Origin of the sequence: Neomelitea salexigens DSM 19753, from assembly GCF_000422345.1 — a bacterium.
In the GTDB taxonomy this organism is placed as follows: Bacteria; Pseudomonadota; Gammaproteobacteria; order Pseudomonadales; family Spongiibacteraceae; genus Spongiibacter; species Spongiibacter marinus_A.
On record NZ_AULP01000008.1, the window covers coordinates 1 to 16,017 of the forward strand.

16 protein-coding genes and 1 riboswitch are annotated in these 16,017 nt (G+C 53.6%); of the genes, 8 read left to right on the forward strand and 8 right to left on the reverse strand.

What is annotated here, in order from left to right:
- Window positions 1–305 (forward strand): IS3 family transposase (locus H573_RS0112005; RefSeq protein ID WP_027874487.1); only part of this gene is annotated, 305 nt, incomplete at its 5' end.
- 295 nt (window positions 306–600) lie between these two features.
- A complete protein-coding gene (locus H573_RS0112010) occupies window positions 601–1,080 on the forward strand; it encodes a terminase small subunit (RefSeq protein ID WP_027874488.1) in 480 nt (159 codons plus the stop codon).
- An 860-nt stretch (window positions 1,081–1,940) separates the two neighbouring features.
- On the opposite strand, the gene H573_RS0112025 is transcribed toward H573_RS0112010, so the two are convergent.
- The 5 genes from H573_RS0112025 to H573_RS0112045 all read right to left on the reverse strand — a co-directional run bounded on the left by H573_RS0112025 (window position 1,941) and on the right by H573_RS0112045 (window position 6,697).
- Window positions 1,941–2,585: a hypothetical protein gene (locus tag H573_RS0112025; protein ID WP_027874491.1), complete on the reverse strand. Its 645-nt coding sequence runs from the start codon at window positions 2,583–2,585 to the stop codon at window positions 1,941–1,943.
- Window positions 2,578–3,810 carry a tyrosine-type recombinase/integrase gene (locus H573_RS0112030; protein ID WP_027874492.1) on the reverse strand — a complete coding sequence of 411 codons (1,233 nt, stop codon included), beginning with the start codon at window positions 3,808–3,810 and terminating at the stop codon, window positions 2,578–2,580. Before H573_RS0112030 ends, H573_RS0112025 begins: the two co-directional genes overlap by 8 nt.
- Before the next feature lie 216 nt (window positions 3,811–4,026).
- Window positions 4,027–5,676 (reverse strand): chaperonin GroEL, encoded by a 1,650-nt coding sequence (gene groL / locus H573_RS0112035; RefSeq protein ID WP_027874493.1) that lies wholly within the window; start codon window positions 5,674–5,676, stop codon window positions 4,027–4,029.
- Window positions 5,677–5,722: 46 nt separating this feature from the next.
- Window positions 5,723–6,013 carry a co-chaperone GroES gene (locus tag H573_RS0112040; protein WP_027874494.1) on the reverse strand — a complete coding sequence of 97 codons (291 nt, stop codon included), beginning with the start codon at window positions 6,011–6,013 and terminating at the stop codon, window positions 5,723–5,725.
- Window positions 6,014–6,226: 213 nt separating this feature from the next.
- Entirely contained in the window at window positions 6,227–6,697 is a 471-nt protein-coding gene (locus H573_RS0112045; protein ID WP_027874495.1) for an FxsA family protein, read from the reverse strand.
- Between the two features lie 244 nt (window positions 6,698–6,941).
- On the opposite strand from H573_RS0112045, the gene H573_RS0112050 reads away from it, so the two are divergent.
- The 3 genes from H573_RS0112050 to H573_RS0112060 are packed head-to-tail and all read left to right on the forward strand — an operon-like array spanning window position 6,942 to window position 8,852.
- Window positions 6,942–7,859, forward strand: a complete 918-nt coding sequence (locus H573_RS0112050) for a phospholipase A (protein ID WP_161624262.1) — start codon at window positions 6,942–6,944, stop codon at window positions 7,857–7,859.
- A gap of 32 nt (window positions 7,860–7,891) precedes the next feature.
- On the forward strand, window positions 7,892–8,536 hold the full coding sequence (locus H573_RS0112055) for a carbonic anhydrase (protein WP_027874497.1): 645 nt from the start codon (window positions 7,892–7,894) through the stop codon (window positions 8,534–8,536).
- Window positions 8,526–8,852 carry an MGMT family protein gene (locus H573_RS0112060; protein WP_027874498.1) on the forward strand — a complete coding sequence of 109 codons (327 nt, stop codon included), beginning with the start codon at window positions 8,526–8,528 and terminating at the stop codon, window positions 8,850–8,852. Before H573_RS0112055 ends, H573_RS0112060 begins: the two co-directional genes overlap by 11 nt.
- On the opposite strand, the gene H573_RS0112065 is transcribed toward H573_RS0112060, so the two are convergent.
- Both H573_RS0112065 and H573_RS0112070 read right to left on the reverse strand, forming a co-directional pair.
- Window positions 8,849–10,108, reverse strand: a complete 1,260-nt coding sequence (locus H573_RS0112065; protein WP_027874499.1) for an AmpG family muropeptide MFS transporter — start codon at window positions 10,106–10,108, stop codon at window positions 8,849–8,851. The genes H573_RS0112060 and H573_RS0112065 overlap by 4 nt on opposite strands.
- 49 nt (window positions 10,109–10,157) lie before the next feature.
- The gene (locus H573_RS0112070; RefSeq protein WP_027874500.1) at window positions 10,158–10,640 is read right to left on the reverse strand and encodes a YajQ family cyclic di-GMP-binding protein; all 483 of its coding nucleotides are present in this window, start codon (window positions 10,638–10,640) and stop codon (window positions 10,158–10,160) included.
- 103 nt (window positions 10,641–10,743) lie between these two features.
- Here H573_RS0112070 and H573_RS0112075 point away from each other — a divergent pair, with 103 nt between their 5' ends.
- Window positions 10,744–11,658, forward strand: coding sequence for a 2-dehydropantoate 2-reductase (locus tag H573_RS0112075; protein ID WP_051171264.1), 915 nt, complete (start codon window positions 10,744–10,746; stop codon window positions 11,656–11,658).
- A gap of 56 nt (window positions 11,659–11,714) precedes the next feature.
- Here the strand turns inward: H573_RS0112075 and H573_RS0112080 are convergent, their stop codons facing one another.
- Entirely contained in the window at window positions 11,715–12,599 is an 885-nt protein-coding gene (locus H573_RS0112080) for a fatty acid desaturase family protein (RefSeq protein WP_027874502.1), read from the reverse strand.
- A 145-nt stretch (window positions 12,600–12,744) separates the two neighbouring features.
- On the opposite strand from H573_RS0112080, the gene H573_RS0112085 reads away from it, so the two are divergent.
- Window positions 12,745–13,758: an AraC family transcriptional regulator gene (locus tag H573_RS0112085; RefSeq protein ID WP_027874503.1), complete on the forward strand. Its 1,014-nt coding sequence runs from the start codon at window positions 12,745–12,747 to the stop codon at window positions 13,756–13,758.
- A 107-nt stretch (window positions 13,759–13,865) separates the two neighbouring features.
- Window positions 13,866–14,017, forward strand: a riboswitch (cobalamin riboswitch).
- Window positions 14,018–14,108: 91 nt separating this feature from the next.
- Entirely contained in the window at window positions 14,109–15,983 is a 1,875-nt protein-coding gene (locus H573_RS0112090) for a TonB-dependent receptor domain-containing protein (protein WP_036256709.1), read from the forward strand.
- The last annotated feature ends 34 nt before the right edge of the window (window positions 15,984–16,017 follow it).

Below are 16,017 nucleotides of genomic sequence, written 5' to 3' on the forward strand. Positions count from 1 at the left end.
AGGGCAGCCAATACACAAGCCATGACTGGAGCGAGTTTCTCAGAGAGCATGGCTTGGAGGGGAGCATGAGCCGCCGAGGCAACTGCCACGACAACGCGGTTGCGGAAAGCTTCTTCCAGTTACTAAAGCGAGAACGAATAAAGCGCAAAATATACGCGACACGAGATGCAGCAAGGAGCGATATATTTGATTACATCGAGATGTTCTACAACACAAAACGACAGCATGGTTCCAACAATGGGCTGTCGCCTGTAGATTATGAGCGTCAGTATTTAAAAGAGGCTGAAAAGCGTCTAGTGAACTAGTGGCGATTCAGAGAAAGGTGACAAAAACGCGTCTTTCTACTCCCTGATCGAGCAGCCTACCCCACCGGTGGTGACCTTCTACTGACAGCCAAGAATCCTGTTTTTCAGAGCCATACCGACACCCTGAAAAACGTAAAACTGAAAATGGTGCCAAATGTACAACACCGGGGACCCCCATGGTTACTGTGTTTTTTAGTTTTTTAAAATACTATGTTTTACGCTTTTTAGTGTGTCAGTGAATCAAACCTCAAAGCTGATAAACAGCCCCCGGTCAACATCGATCAGAGAGTGTTTTATGGAATTGGAACAGTACAACCTACAGCCTCAGGAACAGCTCGCAGTGAGCCTATACCTGAAGTCGATGAACAAGTCCCAAGCTGCCACCGATGCTGGCTTTGCATCATCCGCTGTTTTCAATAAACCCTCGGTGAAGAGTGCCGTGGCTGAACAGCTAAGCAAACGAGCTGAACGAATGCGTGTTGGCGGTGACTGGGTATTGGTAGAATTAAGGCGAGTCTACGAACGCTGCATGCAAGTGGAGAAAATCCTGGATCGTGACGGCCACCCCACCGGTGAAATCAAATTCGACCCATCCAACGCCCTGAAGGCGCTGGCGCTTATTGGTAAGCATGCTGACGTAAAGGCATTTGAGAGCGCCAATACCTCACACAATGACGAGATAGCCGCGCGACTGCGCCGAGCTAGGCAGCGAACACAAGAACGATCAATTAACAATCACCATGAAGAGGAAGGGTCAGGAGTGAGCTTCCTATAGCTGTATCGGCTCCTGACGAAAATTTCCGACACTTCAATTTTCCCACACTTGATTGACGGTTTCCGCCGCATCGCGAAAAATAGAGCCAGACAACGGTGGGCAACCCTCTGAGTAACCACTGCCACTGAATGAGGCGAGAGTCTTATTCTCCGCGACGTCGACCAAGTCCACTACTATGTAGTTGAATTTATAACCACCACCAAAGCACCGGTTTGCCTCGCCATAAAAAGTCGAACCTTCAACCCTAACAATATATCGAGTGGCCGCGCTATTGTATAAGTTTGTTTTATCCTCCGAGACCTTATCAAAAGTCTGATGCTGGCTAGCCCATCGCAACACAGTGAACCCCCTTCTTTTCAGCTGATGCTCAATTTTGAGCACCCAAGGTGATCGCGGCCCATGGAGTGCTACTTCCTTCGGACCTGTAATCTTTGTATTGTGATCGACATATATATCCGTGTGACTACAGGCTGAAAGAAATACAGCTGCTATCAGAATTACAATCGTTCCCCTCATAAGTAAGTCCCTTTTCGTCTGCGTTAATTATCAACAAGTACAATGCTATTCCGGCTTTCGGCCAGGATATAAGGAAACTACGACCTCTTCGCGGTACTTGGCTATCAATTCGTCCCGTCGGCGCCTACGCTGCGACAGGTTGCGAATATGCCTCGTAGCGAAGTTAGCTCGCGCCTCCGGTAAGTCAAACTCAGGGTCGTAAGCGTCCTTTGGCAGGCTCTTCACCGTAGTAACGCGGGACTTGGCCAGTAAATCCTTCACCCTTACTCGCGGGACGACGAAATGCTCCCAGTCATCATCACCCGTTATCTTGAAACCCTTTGGGTCATCATCATTTGCCATAACTACGCCTCCGCCTCCTGTAATAGCCTTTCAACCCTTTTATCAATTGCGCCCTTAGTCAAATTACGTCGCAAAATGTCGCCTGCAGCCTCACTAGACCAATTAACTATTACCGTATTTCGCTCCTTACCAATACTATCAATAACACCATCGTCTAGATCTGAGCCAGGGAGCTGCAAAAATACCTGATTTTTTATAACGGGGGGATCTTCACTCTGGACTTTCCCAATAATCTCTTTGATGATCGCATCAAGATCTGCAGAGTACCCTTTCCGCTTACTACCCCCTTTAAAACTTCTATCCCGGTGTGACTGAAGTGCCAATAACCAATTAGCATACCGATTCAATTCCTGCCCAGCTTCTGGCCCGGGACTGGGGTCTTTTTTGATCTTCTGACAAATAGCCCAAAGTCTACAAGCTACCCATATCGATCTATTTCGGTAAGTCAACTTATCGAAGTCCTTCACTGACGCACCAGTAGTACCCATCAATCCGCCGAATGAGCCATAATCACTCCCCATCAAAAGCTTACCCCTGGCGTGCTCCAAATAAGGCCTTGCCTCACCTTCAGCAGTAGCTACATCAGCCATGAGCATTTTTCTGCGCGCTTCCGTGATATCTTTCTTAACGTCGTATTTCTCATCCATGGCTGCGCGCCCCTATTGCGACAATGTCAGTGCCATCACGTAAAGCATCCAGATGATCAGCCCATGACTGCATCATCCTGGTACGCTCGGCGAGATACTCTGATCTGTTGTAAGCCCTTGAGGTAGCTGTACCGACTAGATGAGCTAGCTGGGTTTCTATCACATCATGATGCCAACCCCTCTCGTGCAGGATCGTTGAAGCAGTACTCCTGAAACCATGTGCCGATACCACATCAGCAGCGTAGCCCAAGCTACGCAACCGGTTCGTCATGACATTTTTGCTAATCGGCTTATCGCTATTGGACAGACTGGGGAAAACATACCAAGAGTAACTGGTTACTTTTTGAATAGCTTGCAACTGCTCGAGAACCTGATCCGCTAATGGCACAAGGTGATCACGGCTACGCTTCATTTCTTCAGCAGGAATGACCAACAACTTTTGATCGAAATCGATATATTCCCACTTGAGGCATCTTATTTCTTTAGGCCTTAGGAACAATCGAGGAATCAGTTTCAACGCCTCTACGGTGCAAAAACTACCTGAGTCGGTTTGATCAATGTCTCGAATGAGCTGACCCAAAGCTATTGAAGTAGTGATGGCTGCTCGGTGCGTCACTTTTGGCATTGGATTCAGAACATCACCGAGGGGTAAACCCTGAGCGGGATTGCTACGCGTGTAGCGGTGAGCCAGTGCATACCCAAATATGCGATTGATAAGCGATAGAATGACTGGAGCCGCGCGCCGTTTACCCGAGGCTTCTAGCGACAGCATTAACTCGGTGATATGACCTTGATCAATGACATCCACCGGCAGCTTAGCCAGCGGCTTCATATCAACGGTAATCCAGCGATTTATCTTTCTAGCGTGGTCGGCGGACCATGATGACTTTTGTCGCCCCCACCAAACTAGAGCAACGGCTCCAAAGACACGTTCACCTGTGGTTGAAACGCGCTTCCTCGCACGCCGCTCTTCCGCAGGGTTGATACCCTGCACTAGCTGAGCACGAGCGCGTGCAGCCATGTTTCGAGCTTCAACTAGGGGTATCGTTGGGTATCTGCCGAAGGCGAGTTCTTGATATGTACCGGAGAACCGATATCGAAACCGCCACAGCTTCGAACCATTGTTTTTTACTAATAAAAACAGTCCGTTACCATCAGATTTCTTACATAGCTTTTGACTTTTTGGGCAGGACGCCCGCTTTACTTCAAGCGCTGTGAGGCTCATTTCTTCCATCCAAGTAGGGGTATTATCAAGGGTATAGCGATGGAAAAAAGGTGATTTGATTGGTTGCCCAATCGAAGTAACCCCTACTTGTACCCATCGATACCTGCGTTTTACTGCACCATTATGCTACGTCCTGCATTCGAAAGGCAATAAAAAAGCCCGCAAACACTAGGCTTGCGGGCCTTCTTGACACTTACTGGGACTATGTCAGGACGCTTACATCATGCCGCCCATGCCACCCATGCCACCCATGCCGCCCATGTCAGGCATTGCAGGAGCTGCTTCTTCTTTTGGTGCGTCGGCAATCATGCACTCGGTGGTGATGATCAGGCCAGCCACTGAACCTGCAGCTTGCAGAGCAGTACGGGTCACTTTAGCTGGGTCAAGGATACCCATTTCCATCATGTCGCCGTAGGTGCCGTTGCCCGCGTTGTAACCGAAGTTACCTTCGCCAGAGCGCACCTTGTCGAGTACTACAGAAGCTTCGTCACCCGCGTTAGTCACGATTTGACGCAGAGGCGCTTCCATCGCACGCAGCGCCGCGTTAATGCCCGCCAGCTGGTCTTCATTGTCACCTTCAACCGCGGCCAAGTTGCTGATTGCGCGAACCAAAGCAACACCGCCGCCAGGAACAACGCCTTCTTCTACCGCTGCGCGCGTTGCATGCAGAGCATCTTCAACGCGGGCTTTTTTCTCTTTCATTTCGATCTCAGTGGCTGCGCCTACTTTGATCACCGCAACACCGCCAGCCAGTTTGGCTACGCGCTCTTGCAGCTTCTCGCGGTCGTAATCAGAGCTGGTGTTTTCGATCTGAGTACGAATCTCGGCAACGCGTGCTTCGATATCGCCCGCTTGGCCGGCACCATCAACAATCACGGTGTTTTCTTTGTCCATGGTTACGCGCTTAGCGGTACCCAAGTGCTCCAGAGTCGCTTGCTCCAGGTCGAGGCCAACTTCTTCAGAGATCACGGTGCCACCGGTCAGGATGGCGATGTCTTGCAGCATCGCTTTACGGCGGTCGCCGAAGCCAGGCGCTTTACACGCAGCCACTTTAACGATGCCACGCATAGTGTTAACAACCAGTGTTGCCAGGGCTTCGCCTTCAACATCTTCAGCAACAATCACCAGCGGACGGCTGGCCTTCGCAACGTTCTCCAGCAGCGGCAACAGCTCGCGAATATTGGAGATTTTCTTATCAACCAACAGGATGAAGGGGTTATCGTGCTCAACAGACATGTTGTCGGTGTTGTTCACGAAGTAGGGAGACAGGTAGCCGCGATCAAACTGCATGCCTTCAACAACATCCAGTTCGTTTTCCAGGCCCTGACCTTCTTCTACAGTGATAACGCCCTCTTTGCCGACTTTTTCCATCGCCTCAGCAATGATTTCACCAACGTGGCTGTCGCTGTTGGCAGAGATGGTGCCAACCTGAGAGATGGCCTTGCTGTCAGCACAGGGGATAGACAGCTTCTTAACTTCTTCAACTGCCGCCGCGATTGCCTTATCGATGCCGCGCTTCAGATCCATTGGGTTCATGCCAGCAGCAACTGCTTTCAGGCCTTCGTTAACAATGGCCTGGGCCAATACGGTGGCCGTGGTGGTACCGTCACCCGCGTCGTCAGAAGCTTTAGAAGCCACTTCTTTGACCATCTGCGCGCCCATGTTCTCCAGCTTGTCCTCAAGCTCGATTTCTTTGGCAACAGAGACACCGTCTTTAGTTACAGTTGGGGCGCCGAATGACTTGTCCAAAACTACGTTACGGCCCTTGGGACCAAGCGTCACCTTAACCGCGTTTGCCAGAGTGTTAACGCCAGCCACCATACGCAGGCGAGCTTCGTTACCAAATACTACGTCTTTAGCCATGATTGTTTTACCTTCCTACTAATTCGTTGATTCAATTGAGTGCTAAAAATTAGCCTTCGATAACGCCGAAAATTTCAGACTCACCGAGAACAATCAGCTCTTCACCGTCAACTTTAACGGCGTTGCCAGAGTACTGACCGAAGATCACGCGATCGCCAACCTTGACACCAACAGGGCGCAACTCGCCGTTTTCCAGCAGTTTGCCCTCGCCTACCGCCAATACTTCACCTTGATTCGGCTTCTCTTTGGCAGAACCTGGCAAAACAATACCACCGGCGCTGGTCTGCTCCTCTTCGCTACGACGAACCACTACACGGTCGTATAAGGGACGAATTTTCATCTTGATCAATCTCCATTAAACCAATGAACAGATTTTTATTTGACCGGACACTCCGGCGCCACCATGTAGACAACTTCTACTTGGCGACCTCCCTTTCACACGGATCGGGAATCATCAGGTTTCCCATCGCGCAGACTGGACAACCAGTCACCGTGGGCTGCTCTGGTAATTGGGGGCGGGAAAATACTTTTCAAGGGCCGAATGCGAAATTTTTTAGTCTTCTTTTCGGTATTCGCCTTCGATGGTGATATGGCCAGACTCGCGACGCCCTTCGGCGTCCGAAGAATTGCCGCGCGGGCCGCCACTGGCGCTGAAGCCACCGGCCTGCATCTGGATAACGCCACGGCGCAGTAACTGATCAATAACCGCGTTGCGCAGCGGGCGAATCAGGCAGACAAAGCCCACCGCATCAGTGATAAAGCCCGGTGTGAGCAGCAACGCACCACCGACTGCCAACATCAGGCCCTCGAGTATCTCTCTGGCGGGCAACTCACCGTGATCCAGGCGCTGGCGCGCACGCAATAACGTAGACACACCCTGCTGGCGCAGCAAGGTGGCGCCAATTAACGCGGTTAGCAATACACAAGCGATCGTAGGCAAGGCGCCGATCAGCCCCCCAACCTCGATAAGCAGCCACATTTCCAAAATGGGGGCGATGACAAAAATACTAAATAGGGCTCTCATAGTTATGCTGACCTGATGAATCAAAAATGGTGCCGTCTTTAGCCCCAATAAAAGAAAAAAAACCAAAGCGCCTAGTGCCCGCCTTGCTGACAACTTATTATGTCAGCAACGCCACTGCGACCTCTACCACCTTTGAGAGCTCAGCCCTATGCACCTCGCTCGCGCCGCCTTATTCCTGCTGCTAACCCTATATATTTCAAAAACTTACGCAGCACCTTCGGATGCACCAACTCCGGCGATGGATATGGAAGAATGTCTATCGCTGGCCACCCAGAGCGCCTCCGACGAGATCACACTCGGCCAGTTGCGCGAGCAGTGCCAACAGCGCCTTCAAGGCCCCGATGCTGCCGAAGCGCATATTCGCAAACAAAATAAGGGCGTTGTCGAAGAGCGCGTTGCATTAGAGCGCTTCACCGATGATAACCCCTTTGTCCTCACTCCCCACCGCGCCAATTACTTACTTCCCCTGTCCTGGCGCGACGATAGCGCCGATTACAGCTCATCCCTGCCGATCAAAGAAGAGAATATCGACAGCGTGGAGATGGAGTTCCAGCTCAGCGTGAAAGTACATATCGCCAAAGGAATTCTCGGGGGCGGTATTCTCAGCGGCGCCTATACCAACCGCTCCTTCTGGCAGGCCTACAATAAAGAGTTTTCTGCGCCATTTCGCGAAACCAACCACGAGCCCGAGCTCATTCTCAGTTACAGCAACGACTGGCAATGGAAGGGGGTTCGCAATGTAGGTAACCAGCTAATTTTCAACCATCAGTCCAACGGACGCGGCGAGCCGTTATCGCGCAGCTGGAATCGCATCATGCTCAATATGGTATTTGAGCACGACCGTTTCGCGATGACCTTTAAACCCTGGTACCGCATCCCCGAGGCCGCCGATGACGACGACAACCGAGACATCGAATTTTATCTCGGCCACTTTGAGTGGATGGGCTTCTATCAGTGGAAAGACCGCACACTAAGCGTCATGCTGCGCAACAACTTGCGCAGCGACAATCGTGGTGCGGTTGAAATCGGCTGGAGCTTTCCGATTAGTTCCAAGATCAAAGCTTATGTAAAATACTTTAATGGTTATGGCGAAAGCCTGATCGAATACAATAACTCGCTGCAGAGCGTCGGTTTTGGCGTGCTGATCAGCGATTGGCTGTAACACTCGACAGAAAATACATATAAAGGTAGATAATGATCAATGCTCAGGAAGCGCTTGCGCGTTTAAAAGAAGGCAACACCCGCTTTGTTGAAAAGCTGACTGAAAACAAAGACTACATATCGAATAAAAAACCCGAGTTGGTTGAGGAGCAGAGCCCCTTCGCCATTATTTTGGGTTGCTCCGATGCGCGGGTTCCCGCTGAGATGGTGTTCGACCAAACACTGGGTGACCTGTTTGTTATTCGCGTAGCCGGCAATGTTGTCGCCCCCTCCGGCATCGGCAGTGTTGAATTTGCCGCCCTTAATTTTGGTACGCCATTGGTTGTGGTGCTGGGCCACTCGCGCTGTGGCGCCGTCAAAGCCACAGTAGACGCACTAAGTGGCAACTCCAAAATCCCTACCTCCGCCCTACACTCCATTGTTAAGCGCGTGCGCCCAGCGGTGGAAACCCTGCTAGTCACCGAGCTAAAAGACAACCCCGAGGAGCTGGTTAAGCAGGCGGTACGCGCCAATGTACGTACCTCGGTAGAGCACCTTTGCAGCGGCTCATCCACACTGGAACAGCTGATTAGCGAAGGAAAGCTAATGGTGGTGGGCGCGGAATACTCGCTGGAAACCGGAAAGGTCGACTTCTTCTATGAAGACTACTGGGAGCGCATTCGCAACCTTGACGAATAAGTCCTCCGACCAGGCTCGGCGTCAGCTACTGCTGGCGCTGAGTCAGATCCCCTCTGGCCGCTTATGCAGCTACGGCGAGCTCGCCCGCCAAGCAGGACTTCCCGGCCGGGCCCGCTGGGTTGGGCGCCAGCTCAGCCAACTTCCCGACAAGAACACCCTACCTTGGCACCGAGTTATCAATGCACAAGGAAAAATCAGTTTTCCGCACAACTCTGAGGCTTATCGTCGACAGCTCTCACGACTAATTGATGAAGGCAGTGCCTCACCCGACGGCAAAATCGCGTGGCAGCGATGCCGGTGGCCTGATCAGCATTAACGCTCTGCCGACCACGGCGCGACCTTAATCAGCATCAACATACCGGGGATCGCCAAGCCGGCACAGAGCAAATAGAAGTTCGTCCAACCGACCACTTCAACAATAGCGCCGGTGGTGGCATTCGCAAAGGTGCGCGGCAGCGCTGCTAGCGCAGTGAACAAAGCAAACTGTGTGGCCGCATAGGCCGGTGTCGTTGCCCTGGCAATAAAGGCGGTAAAGGCAGCGGTGCCTAAACCCACCCCCAGGTATTCAAAAATAATCACCAAGGTTAATGCCAGGCGATTCGGCCCGATTTCCGCCAACGCCGCAAAGCCAAAGATGCTGAGCAGCTGCACCACACCAAATAGCCAAAGCGCGCGATTGATTCCCAGGCGAATCATAATCACGCCGCCCACCAAGCCGCCGATAATCGCGGCCGTCAGCGAGGCAGTTTTAGCGATCGTGCCAATTTCCGTGAGGCTAAAACCGATATCCAAGTAAAAAGGCGACGACAGCGCTGTGGCCATATTGTCACCGAGTTTGTACAAGAACAGGAACGTCAGCAGCCACAGGGCACTGCCCAGCCCGTTGCGCTGTACAAATTCCTTAAATGGTTCGACCACCGCCGCGCGCAGAGTAAGAGGCGCCGCGCTGTCATCACCGGCCTCACTTACCCAGAAGGTCATCGCAACACCGATGAGCATGAAGCCGGCCATCACCATGAACACCGTACTCCAGGGGAAGTAGTCCCCCATGATCACTCCGAGAGAGCCCGGCACCAAACCGGCTAAGCGGTAGGCCTGCACATGTATCGCGTTGCCCAGCCCCAGCTCCTTGTCCTTCAACAGCTCGCGGCGATACGCGTCCAGCACAACATCCTGGCTGGCGCTAAAAAAAGCGACCCCCGCCGCCACATAGGCAACCAGCCCGACAGACATTGTCGGGTCAATAAAACCCAGTGCGGCCATGGACAGCATGAGAGCAATCTGAGTGATCAACATCCACCCGCGCCGACGCCCCAAAAACGGCGGCACATAGCGGTCCATCAACGGCGCCCATACAAACTTCCAGTTATACGGAAAGCCCACCAGGGCAAATAAGCCGATCTCGGTTAGCCCTACTCCCTCGCTGCGCAGCCACGCTGGCACCAATTGAATAAGGAAATACAACGGCAAACCCGAGGCCAACCCGGTCAGCACGCAGATAAACATCTGCTGCGTAAAAATGGCTCGATACCATGGCAGGTCTGTGACGTCCGGTGACGGCTGGGGCTGCATATTGCCTATCCTTTATTGGGCTGCGGCCCAGAGGCCGGGGTCGGTGCAATCAATCGCGAAAATTATTAAATTGCAGGGGCTGCTCTAGATCAGCATCGCGCAACAGCGCCATAACCTGCTGGAGGTCGTCGCGTTTCTTGCCGGTGACCCTCACCTGATCACCCTGAATTTGGCTTTGTACTTTCAGCTTGCTGTCTTTGATGAGCTTAACGATCTTGCGGCAAAGATCCGACTCCAAACCATTTTTCATGGTCACCCTTTGCCGCACTTGCTTGCCGTAGCCTTCCATGTCGCCCAGTTCCATCGCCTTCGGGTCGATCTTGTTCTTGACCAGGCTGCTGCGCAGTATGTCTTCCATCTGAGTCAGCTGAAACTCCGCCTCGGCCAACACCGTGGCATTGAGCCCGTCGCGCTCGAAGCTGGCTTCAACACCGCGAAAATCAAAGCGGGTATCCAACTGACGGTTGGCCTGATCCAGAGCATTGGTAAAGGTGTGCAAATCCACTTCAGACACGATATCAAACGACGGCATTCAAGTTCTTCCTATACAAATTAACGGGCTCAAGTGTAACAAGGGCTGGGGCGCGCAAACAGCACCGTTGCTCCACCCCGCAGCCATCACGTAAGCTGCCACCATGACTTCACACAGCTCACATTGGCACATACTTGGCGCAGGCGCGATAGGCAGCCTGTGGGCCAGCTACGCCGTTAAACACGGCCTGCCAACCACCTTGCTGCTACGCAGCGACGAACGGCTTTCGCAGTTTAGAATGGCTGGGGGAATCCTCGCGACCCTCGCAGGGAGTGCTGAGCTGCTGCCGCTGGCGGCAGAGTCATGTCAACAAGACGGCCCGCCGATAGCGCGTTTACTCCTTACCACCAAAGCGCCAGACAGCTTGTCAGCCGTCGCGTCTATCAGCCCCCGCTTGGTCTCGGGTGCCTGCGTGGTGCTGCTTCAAAATGGCCTGGGTGTGCGTGAAGAATTGCTCAAACTTCGGCCCGACCTGCAGTGCTATCACGCCGTCACCACGGAAGGGGCGTTTCGCCCCGCCCCGTTTCAGGTCGTGCACGCGGGTCGCGGTCGCACGCTGCTCGGCGGCGGCTCAAACGATGAAACCCTTGCGAAGGAGCTCAGCGTCGGGCCGCTCGTTGTTACCGCCGACCCGAACATCGAGCAAGCCCTGTGGCGCAAGCTCATTATCAACTGCGCCATCAACCCCTTAACGGCGCTGTATCGCTGCCGCAACGGTGAGCTGCTGGACAACCCTCAGGCGCTTCAGCAACTGCACGGCGTCATCGACGAGGCTCTCTGCCTGGCGCCGCATTTGCAACTGGGCGATGTCTTTGACGGCCTGCGGGAGCAAGTCTTGGAAGTCGTCGCAAATACCGCCCTCAACCGCTCATCGATGTTACAAGACATCGAGTCCGGTCGCCGCAGTGAGATCGACTACATCACGGGCTATCTCTGTCGCGTGGCAGAGCAACACGGTATTGCCATGCCAATCAACCGGCAGCTGCTGGGGCAGCTTAAGGCCCTTCCGGGCCAATAAACCACAGGCTTCCGTGCCCCCGACTGCAGGTCGAGGTATTTGCCACCAAGCCCCCATCAAGGCTCCACAGGTTCGCGGCTAAAAATACCGATAATCGGCGTTTGCTCTGCGCGCAAAATCGGCTCAATTTCCCGGTGAACGGCGTGATAGCGATAAAACGGCACGCGGGGAAATAGGTGGTGGATAGAGTGCAGATTTTGTCCCAGCCAGAACCATTCAAATGGCTTCATCCAACGCGGCATGATCATACTGCAGGTATTGCGGTAGCGTTCAGCGTCGCGGTAAGGCAGGTGCGGGCGATACGCAAACCAGTAGGCAGTAAAGAAACCACCAAGGAAGTAGCCCACGATCAATAATGCAACAATCGCTGGCGTCGCCACCCACGCCACCAAGGCAATACGCCAGCTCACAGAAAACGCAATTTCACTCAAATAAATCAGCCGCTCGCGGCCAGACACCTTGTGCCAGCCGGTCGCATAAAGGAAGCGGTTTTGCAGCCAAAAAAACTGCAGTCCCGTCACCAGAAAGGCCCACAACCCGTCGCCCATTTTGTGGAGCATATAGTCCGGATCCTTACCCTGCTGATTGGTATAGCGGTGATGGGTAAAGTGCTCCACCGTGTGCGATGCGTAAGGGATCATAATAATGGGGGCAACAACAAACCCACAGGCATCGTTTAGCCATTTCAACGATGCATGATCACCATGAATATTCGCGTGGGTGGCTTCGTGCAAAGGCGTGTACGCCATGTAGGTGAGCGCAGCATACACCAGCGTCGCCAGCCACCAGGGCACCACACCGGCGATGAACAGTGCCAAATTCGCAATAAACGCGCCGACAACCAACATAGTGAGTAGCACCGTTGGCCAAGCAAACTCTCCCATGTAGCGCTTGGCCACCACAATAGCCCGCCGATTAGCTGTGCTATGATTCTTTTCCACCGATTATTCTCCGAGCATTGATGACAGGCCAGCACACTACAGACCGCTTCGCTCAACCAGAAGGGCATTTCTGGCCGTCATCAGGGCATCGCAGACCACCACACATTGCGTGCCGGCTGCAGCGGCAGACGGAGCTGGCCGGGCGATGACCGCGGATATTCTTCACCCAATCACCATGGCCCAGGTCATGGTGAACTTTGCAGCCGAGCGCGGCGTTAGCCAACAATGCTGCCTGCGAAACACCGGTATTTCCGGCAGCGACCTTGCCGAAACAGAAAGCCTGATTACCCGCGAGCAGGAAATGCAGGTCATCGCGAATGTGATGCATGCCCTTGGCGGCAGCCCCGCCATCGGGTTTGAACTAGGCCTGCGCTACAACATCGCCACCTTCGGCTTATGGGGCTTCACGCTTCGCACCTGCCGCAGCCTGCGAGACGCCGTGCAACATGCCATGCGCTATCTGCCGCTAAGCACTGCCTACTGCCAACTGAGCCTGATCGACAACGATACGCACTTCGGCGTTGTACTCAACGGCGATACGATCCCACTCGAGCTCAGGGAATTTCTGAAGCTTCGCGATTTGGCAACTGCGCTCAATTTACTGCGTGAACTCGGTTTGTCAGGCATTACCGTGCAAGCCGTGGAGCTGGACTTATTGCAAACCGCGGAGCTTGAGAAAAGCGAGACCTTAGCGGCCTGGAACCCCAATTTCGCTGCACCGCGAACCGCCGTGTTAATCGCCCCGGAAGACGCCGACCGACCGCTTCCCACTTACGACCCCCACCTGGTGAGAATGCTGGAAGACCAGTGCCGCAAGCAATTGGCACGTCGACAAGAAACCGGAACCGCCGGACAAGTCCGTCGCCAAATCCTCTGTCAACTCGGGCTAAGCGCCACACTGGAAGACACGGCGGCCGCACTGTCGATGTCACCGCGCAGCCTGCGTCGTCGTCTGGAAGAGGAAAACACCAGCTTCAGGCAACTGGTTGATGACGAGCGACGCTCACTCGCCGAGCAACTGCTAAAAAACTCCCTGATGACGTTGGAAGAGCTCGCCGCCCAGCTCGGATACCTGGATACAGCAAGCTTCACCCGCGCCTTTCGGCGCTGGCACGGCCAGTCTCCAGGTCAATACCGCAAGACCCACAACATCAAATAACCGCTTCGCAGCGCTGCAGCATACTGGAAACCCTAAGCAAATTCTTCGCACGCTAATAGCAACGTGCCGATGTATACAATTTGACAATGCCCCCTAGCCCGAATAGAGTTGCGCCGCCTGAGTTAGGTGCCTAAAAACTTTTGTTTGAGGGTTAAACGGGAAGTTCGGTGAGTCGATAACTCGACAAGACCGACGCTGCCCCCGCAACGGTAATCACCTTTGGTGAGAGCCCGGAACCGGCCTAATCAGTTATCACCCGATGTAGCGGAGGGCTTCATCAGCGGTCATATACTTGTATATCACCACTATCCCTCCCTCATTGCTTCCTTTTCTTAGCTTTGAGGTAAGTCATGAAAATCCGTCCACTTGCTGCGAATACTGCACTGCTTGCAGCCTTATCCAGCCCGCTGATTAGCAGCGCCGGCGAAATAGAAACTACCGTTGTCACGGCAACACGCACCGAACAAAGCATTGCCGAAGTACTGGCACCGGTCACGGTATTCGAGCGCGCCGATATCGAGCGTATCGCACCACTAGACTTGCAAGAGTTGCTGTCGCGCGCCGCCGGCATTAGTTTCGTGCGCAATGGTGGCCGCGGTTCTGCCACCAGTTTGTTTGTTCGCGGCAACCAAAGCAATCATACGCTGTTGCTGGTTGACGGCGTGCGGGTAGGCTCAGCAACACTGGGCAGCCCTTCGCTCACTAACTTGCCACCGGAACTGATCGAGCGCGTAGAAATTGTCCGCGGGCCTCGCTCAGCCTTGTATGGTTCCGAGGCGATTGGCGGCGTCATTAACATCATCACCAAGAAGTACCACGACACCGATGGCGTGAAACCTTTTGTACAACTTAGCGCAGGCACCCAGGGCACCGTTAAAACGGTTGCTGCCGTTAACGGCGGAAACGCTGACACTCAGTTCAGCCTGAGCGGTTTGTACGAGGAAACTGACGGCGTCGACAACACCACAAGCAAGGCCCTGCGCCACGGCGATGACGACGGTTTTGAGCAGCAGGCTATCAACGCCAGCGTGTCACATCGCATTAACGCACGCGCTAAAGTTCACGCGCTGTACCAGCACAGCGACAGTGAGAGCGAATACGACACCAACTGCTACTCACCGTTTCCCAATAACTTTGGCTGCGAGCCCTACACAGACAGTACGGTTACCGTCGCGGGTTTGCGCGGTGAATTTCAATTAGCCGACAACTGGGCACTGAAACTCACCGCGGGCCAATCTACCGATGAAAGCCAAATGCGTTATCGCTATCGCGACCCGGCGTTGGTTGCCGCGAATCTTCGCGGCGATGTATTCGAAACCACTCGCAAACAATTCACTGCCCAGAATGATTGGCAGCTCGGTAAACACCACGTACTCACCCTGGGTGGCGAGCATATTAATGACGAGGTCGACAGCACGCTGAGCTACGGCAAAGACGAACGTGAGAACAACGCAGGCTTTGCGCAATGGCAAGCCGACTATGGCCGCATCGACTACGCACTGGGTTGGCGCCATGACAGCAATGAACAATTTGGTTCCAGCGACACCCGCAACGCCGCCGCCGGATTGGACTTAGCCATGGGCATGAAATTGATCGCCTCCTACGGCGAGGGCTTCAACGCGCCCACCTTTAACGACCTGTACTACCCCGGCTACGGCAACCCCAACCTCGAGCCTGAAAGCTCAAAAAACCGGGAGCTTGAGCTGCGCGGCAAACACGCCTGGGGACAGTGGAGCGTCAACTATTTCATCAATGACGTGGATATGCTCATTCAATACAACCCCGCCACCTTCGGGCCGGACCAAATTGAATCAGCACGCATCGAGGGCCTGGAGCTAAGCTTAGCAACCGTAGTAAGACAGTGGCATATCGAAGCCAATGCAACCCTCCTGGATACTGAAGATAAAAATTCGGGCAAGGAATTGCGCCGCCGCGCCGACAGCCAGGTGAACATCGATGTTGACCGCCAATGGCAGCAATGGGGAGTCAACGCCAGTGTTCGCCTGACCAGTGACCGCTACGAAAACACCAGCAATACCGACGAATTGCCCGGCTACGGTTTGGTCGATGCCGGAGTTTCTTACCAAATCAATGACAGCCTCAAGTTGCAACTGCTGGTAAAGAACCTGTTTGACAAAGACTACGTTAGCGCCAGACACTTCAGCCTCGGTAACTATGAGTCAATTGGGCGTGAAGCCCTGCTAAGCGTGACGTACGCCCCTTAAGGCGAACGCTTAGACTGCGATGGAGCTCCGTCAC